Source organism: Nocardiopsis lucentensis DSM 44048 (assembly GCF_000341125.1).
Classification (GTDB): Bacteria; Actinomycetota; Actinomycetes; order Streptosporangiales; family Streptosporangiaceae; genus Nocardiopsis; species Nocardiopsis lucentensis.
This window is the reverse complement of record NZ_ANBC01000930.1, coordinates 1-5,589: the sequence shown is the minus strand read 5'-3', so window position 1 is coordinate 5,589 and position 5,589 is coordinate 1. Positions and strand designations below refer to the sequence as shown.

5 protein-coding genes are annotated in these 5,589 nt (G+C 69.6%); 3 read left to right on the top strand and 2 right to left on the bottom strand.

What is annotated here, in order from left to right:
* Nucleotides 1–822 precede the first annotated feature (822 nt).
* Both D471_RS42255 and D471_RS37365 read right to left on the bottom strand, forming a co-directional pair.
* Nucleotides 823–1,170, bottom strand: coding sequence for an endonuclease/exonuclease/phosphatase family protein (locus tag D471_RS42255; RefSeq protein ID WP_338045371.1), 348 nt, complete (start codon nucleotides 1,168–1,170; stop codon nucleotides 823–825).
* 281 nt (nucleotides 1,171–1,451) lie between these two features.
* Nucleotides 1,452–2,699 carry an MFS transporter gene (locus D471_RS37365; protein ID WP_017602377.1) on the bottom strand — a complete coding sequence of 416 codons (1,248 nt, stop codon included), beginning with the start codon at nucleotides 2,697–2,699 and terminating at the stop codon, nucleotides 1,452–1,454.
* A gap of 483 nt (nucleotides 2,700–3,182) precedes the next feature.
* Between D471_RS37365 and D471_RS0131935 the strand changes: the two genes are divergently transcribed.
* From D471_RS0131935 to D471_RS0131925, 3 genes are all read left to right on the top strand, one after another.
* On the top strand, nucleotides 3,183–3,473 hold the full coding sequence (locus D471_RS0131935) for a hypothetical protein (protein WP_152486540.1): 291 nt from the start codon (nucleotides 3,183–3,185) through the stop codon (nucleotides 3,471–3,473).
* 446 nt (nucleotides 3,474–3,919) lie between these two features.
* Nucleotides 3,920–4,459, top strand: coding sequence for a DUF1062 domain-containing protein (locus tag D471_RS0131930; protein ID WP_241479764.1), 540 nt, complete (start codon nucleotides 3,920–3,922; stop codon nucleotides 4,457–4,459).
* A 421-nt stretch (nucleotides 4,460–4,880) separates the two neighbouring features.
* A partial coding sequence (locus D471_RS0131925; protein WP_017602374.1) for a putative protein N(5)-glutamine methyltransferase occupies nucleotides 4,881–5,589 on the top strand: 709 nt, incomplete at its 3' end.

Sequence of the window (5,589 nt, the reverse complement as noted above, 5' to 3'; positions counted from 1 at the left end):
GGCCTTAAGTGGCCGCCTATGGGGAGTATCTACTGTCCGCTGTCAAGAAACAAGCGAGCAGGATCCGGTGCTGAGGATCGCTGTCCCGTCTCATGTCATTCAACCTGTGCGCGCCTCACCCAATTCGTGCGCCTGAGGCGGGTTAGGTCTCACGGCACTGTCATCGTCGCCTCGCGTGACTCTGGCCCCGCTCATGATCCCGCGACCGGCCGGTCGCCTGGGTGGGCGGGCGACGGCGGTGCCTCGAGGACGAAGAAGAGGAATCCGATACCGGGGGCCTCGGTCGGTACTCCAGTCGCCCGGGCCCGGACACCCCCTCCTCACCGCCTTCCCTTGTTTCGTTTCGTTGGAAACGTTAGTGATTAAACGAAATACGATTCAGCACAACGAAAAGAGGACCAGAGGGCCCCGGAGCCTGACCCCCGATAAGTGAACCTTCTCGGGGGTTGGTGGTGTGGGGGCGCCCCAGCCCCCTCCATCCACCCTCCTGGGAGCGCCAACGTTATTAGGCCACCATCCCTGACCCGCGAAAACGAGTCAGATACAGCCATCGCTGAACTATTGCGCGCCCTGCCCGACCTGAAGAGCGCCGCGAAGAAGACGGCCGCGGCGTGGCGGGCCCGCCTGGTCAAGCGCTACCGCGGAGGACATCGCCGCCCACACCGGCTTCACTCATGCGTTCACCCACCACTCCGGCGCGAACTCCCACCTGGAGCGCCTCGAGTCCAGCGTGAGCGCGTCGCTGGTCGCCGAGGCCCGCGACATCGGGCGACCCCCCCCGTGGCCGAACCCGGGGTGCCCGCCCCGACGCCGGGCCAGATCTCAGACCCGCCCGCCCGGCAGGGTGAGGCGGGTCATCAGGGCGCGGTGCGTGGTTCCCGGCACGTCCAGGATCTCCAGTTCCACCACGGCGACCCGCTCGTCCACCAGCACGTGGTCGATGGCGGCCCTGGGCAGTGGACCGCCCACGGGCCAGGTGCCGGTCAGGCCCCGACCCAGGTGGGCGGCGGCGTCGATGTAACCGCTCTCCAGGACGTCGCGCATCTCGGCGTGGTCGAGGGTGGTGTTGAAGTCCCCGGCGAGGATGCGGACAGTGCCGTCGGTGGCCTCGGGCAGACCGCGCAGCCCGTCCCTCCAGACGGCCATCGTGGAGGGTCGACGCGGGGGCATCGGGTGAACGGACACCACCTCCACCGGCCCGGCGGCGTCCGGAACCCTCAGCCCGGCGCGTGGCATGGCAGTGAACCGATGTCGTGCCCCACATCACCGAGGTCGTCGAGCGGGTACACCGAGTGCACCGAACCGCCAGCCGCCGCCGGGGCGGAGTGGCACGGCCCCTGATGGTTCGGAAGCGTCAGTCTTCCCGAAGCCCTTGCCCCCACCCAACCGGCCCGGTTCTCCCCTGGAACGAACATTTCCGCGAGTAGACCACCGGGGTGACTTCTGGAAGATCAGCCGATCTCCCCTTCGCGCTCGGGGTGTCGGGTCTCGCGGGCCAGCACCGCCACACGGAAGGGCCGCGTGCCCAGGGCCGCCATCCCGGTCGCGCCCGCCCCGACGCCCCACAGCACCAGGAGGACGGTCACCGAGTGGGTCTGCGCTGTCAGGCCGATCAACGGGTTGGCCCACAACAGTGGTAGCCACTGGGCGAGGGTCACCACCGCCTGGGCCCGCCCGATCGCCTCCCGAGGGCAGGCGACCATGAACAAAGGGCCGACATGGGTGGAGAAGACACCGGTGCCCAGCCCCACGATCAAGGACACCAGGCAAAAGACCATCGGTCCCGAAGCAGCCGCGGTGGCCGCGACCCCCACACCAGCGGTGATCATCCCCAGGACAGCGGCCGCCCCGGCACGCGGGGCGGCACCGCGCCACAACACCACCGCGGTCACACAGGCCATACCGGCACCGAAAGCGCCCGCCGCCGTCCCCGTGGCTGAGGCGTCCCAGCCCCGCGCGGCGGAGACTACCGGCACCAGGAGCGGGCAGAAGGGGATGACGAACATGGCGAAGGCCCCGGTGAGCAAGACGACCGCACGCAGCAGCGGCGTACCGAACACGACCGCCATCCCTTGTGCGACCTGCCGGTTCAGGCTTGAACCCGCCCCGGTGCGGGGCGCGGACCGCGTCCGAGAGCGCACGAAGCACAGCACGATGACCATCACCAGGTAGCCCGCGGCCCCGGCCCCGTAGGTCGCCGGCAACCCGAGTACGGTGATCGCCGCGCCCGCCAACGGCGGCCCGCACAGCACAGCGCCCTGGAGAACGATCTGTCGGGCCGCCGTGGCACGCCCCATGGCGGCGGAGGCCACCAGCAGTTTGGGCACCGACCCCGACGCCGGAACGTCGACCGCGTCGACCGTGCCCAACGCCAAGGCGATCACGACCATGACGAGGGGACCGGGGTCGGCCGCAGACATCACCAGCACGCCCGTGAGCGCCACAACGCACAGGATCGTGTTCGCGCCCACCATGACGGGCAGGGCCCCGACACGATCACCCAGCGCACCCCCGTGCAGGGTCAGCAGAACACGGGGCACCACCTGCGCCGAGAGCACCGCCGCAGCCATGCCGGGGCCGACCAGGGCCGCGTGCCACACGAGCCCGAACACCAGCATCTGGGTGCCGAGCGCGCTCACCCCGGTCCCGGCCAACCAGGCCCAGTAAAGCCGTGGAGGCCGGTGTTCGCTCGCAACCATCAGGGCGACCTTCGTGACGATGGACCTGTCAGTGGGAGTGGACTCTTGGACGGGGCACGTTAGTACGCCCCTCCGACAGAGCCGGACCTGCTCTTTCTCCTCACCGTTTCGACCGCGGGGCCGGTGGGGAGAGTGGACGGACCCAGCTCGGCTTCCTCTGGTTCGTCCTCGAGGCACCGCCGTCGCCCGGCGGCACGCGATGACCGTGATCACCGTGTGGATCGACTGAGACCAGGCGGCTGCTGGTCGTCGGCGTGAACGACCCCGCACACGAGGCCCGAGGTCCTTTTCGGGTGACCACAGCGCGCACGGTGCGCGCGTGGGTGGCTGGGCGGCGGGGGAGTGCACGGATCCGTGTCGACTCTCGCGTTCAGGCTCGCTGGGAAGCGGGCAGTGAAGAACGTATACACCAAGGTCAGACAGAGAAGGAGGCCTCACATGGCATCCGGACGTCGACTTTTCTCGCTCGCGATCGTCCCAGCGATGGCAGGAGCGCTCCTTTGGGGAGCACCCACCGCCGCCTCGGCCCAAACCTGGGAAGAGACACTGCTACGGTGCACGGCGCAGGCACTGGACGACAACGACATCGACCTCGACGCGACGAAGGTGGGACAGCTCCTGGTCGTCGCCCAGGACGTGTTCGCAGAGCACGGCCAAACACAGCAGTCCCTGGACGTCTTCCAGGAGCGGGTACGAACGCTGTTCGATGCCTGGGGCTTGTCGGACAAGTACACGGCGGTGAAACTCGACGTCGCGTCCTGCATGTCTGAGTGAGTCCCGCATCTGCCACGGATGAATCCGGGTGGTGCCCTCGACGCCCTCCGCGGTCCCCGACCGGGTACAGGGCCCCTAGGCGGATCCGGCAAAGGCAGTGATCGAGTAGCTGGTGTCCGCCTCTTGGCGCCCCTTGACCGCTCATTCGCGACGGCGAGGGGCGCCGCCCTGCCGGCCCGGGCCGCGGCGACCACCGAAAAACCGTTTGAGCCGTCCCTTGGCGTTCCCGTAGGTTGCCTGTGCCCCCATCACCGTGAGGACGAAGGACACACCGCGTGACCCCGCCTGCTCTTTAGACCTGACACCTTCTTTCGCCCACCTTCAAGTCGACCCTCCCGTCGGCTCCGCCGGGCTGGCTACGCGCCCCCGGTCACACAGCGTTTGAGGCCGCGCGCAATCGGCCTCGTGTCAGGTCTAGAGAGATCATGTCCTCACAACCTCATACCGTGCTGCCCTGGGTCGTGCGCCGGACCAGGCTGCCATCGCTGTCGTTGCGGTGCGTGCAGTGCCCGTCGGAGTCAGCCACCACCGGCCGGGGCCGGTTCCGCGTCAACGCCAACGGCAAACTGCTGGACGTGTGGCTGCTGGTGCGCTGCGTGTCCTGCGATCGCACGCGCAAGCTCACCGTGCACGAGCGGGCACCGGTCAGATCCTTCGATCCGCTCGAGCTCGACGGCTACCACACCGGCGATCCGGAACTGGTGGCGTCCACGCTGCTGGATCCGCGGCTCGCCCGACGCAACCGCTTCACCCTGGACTGGAAGGGGGCATGGCGGCTGGAGGCCCCGCCGGCGCGGCTCGAGCAGGCGTGGCCCGTCCAGACGGAGGTCGTCTTCGACGATCCGGTGCCGGTGCGCCCGGAGCGGCTCATCGCGCAAGGTCTCGGCCTGAGCAGGAACGAGGTCCTGCGCCGGATCAAGTCCGACATCTCACTGCGCCGTCCCACGAGCACCGGGTTCACCTTCACCGTCATGGCCGCAGGCTAGCGGGGATGTGACCGCGGCGCGCGATCTCCTCAGGCATCCGCGCCAAACACACCTGGTCCGGTGGCGGCCCCGGTAGCAAAGGGCCGCCACCGGACGGGCGGGTGCGCGCAGCGGGTCGGCTGGTCGGCTCTCTGAGCAGCCCTGGACGGGCGACTTCGCACACCAACGACGACCATCGGGTCTTCGTCAGGTCCCGCACGGCGGCCATCGTGGGGTACGGCACCGTCAACGGTGACCGATGGAGACACCCCACCACCCAAAACCCGACAAAACAACACAATGTCGTGTACGGTGACACCCACACACGACGACCAGGGGAGGTGAGAAGCGATCCTCGCGACCAACCGCCGGGCGCCCTCACCAGGGATCGAACCAACCACGACCCCCTGACCACGGGCGACCCACGACCCGAAAGGCACCCGTGGCCCCGCCCCACACCCTGTCGCCGCTCACCCACCGCCTACGCCAGGCCGGCTGCGTCTTCGCCGAAGACGAAGCCCTCCTGCTGGCCACCACCGCCCACACCCCCGACCAGCTCGCGGCCATGACCGACCAACGCTGCGCCGGCACCCCCCTCGAACACGTCCTGGGCTGGGCACGCTTTTGCGGCCTACGCATCGCCGTCGACCCCGGAGTGTTCGTCCCCCGCCCCCGCACCGAACACCTGGCCCACCACGCCGCCACCCTCCTGCCACCCCAGGGCACCGCCGTCGACCTGTGCTGCGGCACCGGCGCCCTGGGCGCCCACCTGGCCCACACCCACCCCGGCCTGACCCTGCACGCCGCCGACATCGACCCCGCCAGCGTCGCCTGCGCCCGCCGCAACCTGCCCGGCCACACCGTCCACCACGGCGACCTGTTCACCGCCCTGCCCCACCACCTCCACGGACACATCGACGTCCTGGTCGCCAACGTCCCCTACGTCCCCACCGACCAGATCCCCCTCCTACCCCCCGAAGCCCGCGACCACGAGGCCCGCCACGCCCTCGACGGCGGCCCCGACGGCCTCGACCTCGCCCGCCGCGTCGCCACCCACGCCCGCCCATGGCTCACCCCCACCGGCCACCTCCTCATCGAGGTCAACCACCACCAGATCCCCCAAGCCAGCGCCGCCTTCACCCACGGCGGCC